This window comes from Paenibacillus enshidis, from assembly GCF_042136365.1.
In the GTDB taxonomy this organism is placed as follows: Bacteria; Bacillota; Bacilli; order Paenibacillales; family Paenibacillaceae; genus Paenibacillus; species Paenibacillus enshidis.
This window is the reverse complement of sequence record NZ_JBHHMI010000093.1, coordinates 1-353: the sequence shown is the minus strand read 5'-3', so window position 1 is coordinate 353 and position 353 is coordinate 1. Positions and strand designations below refer to the sequence as shown.

At 52.7% G+C, this 353-nt stretch carries 1 protein-coding gene; it reads right to left on the bottom strand.

Annotated features, from left to right (window positions below; all coding sequences use genetic code 11):
• Positions 1-353, bottom strand: a 353-nt coding sequence (locus ACE41H_RS25225; RefSeq protein WP_375358320.1) for a helicase-related protein, incomplete at both ends; no start/stop codon positions are given.

Below are 353 nucleotides of genomic sequence, written 5' to 3'. Positions count from 1 at the left end.
TCTGCACAGGCAAATACCATTTCTGATCCGCGCCCTTTCCTTCTCCCGGTCCGCCCCAGCCGCTGGACAAAGCTAGAAGCACTTTGCGGAGCTCCCAGCTGCACAACGCGATCCAGTTCGCCCAGGTCTATTCCCAACTCCAAGGTTAACGTTGCAGCCGTCACAGCGGGACCAGAGCCTGCTTTTAGGGCCGTCTCTGCTTCATTTCGAAGCGTGGTTGATAAGCTGCCGTGATGAACATGAAATATGTCTCGCTCCTGGCGCTTGGCCGCGAGTTGTCTTAGCCCCAAGACGGTCAGTTCTGCTTCGGATCGACTATTAACAAAAATAATAGCTTTTTTTGAAGAAGTAGA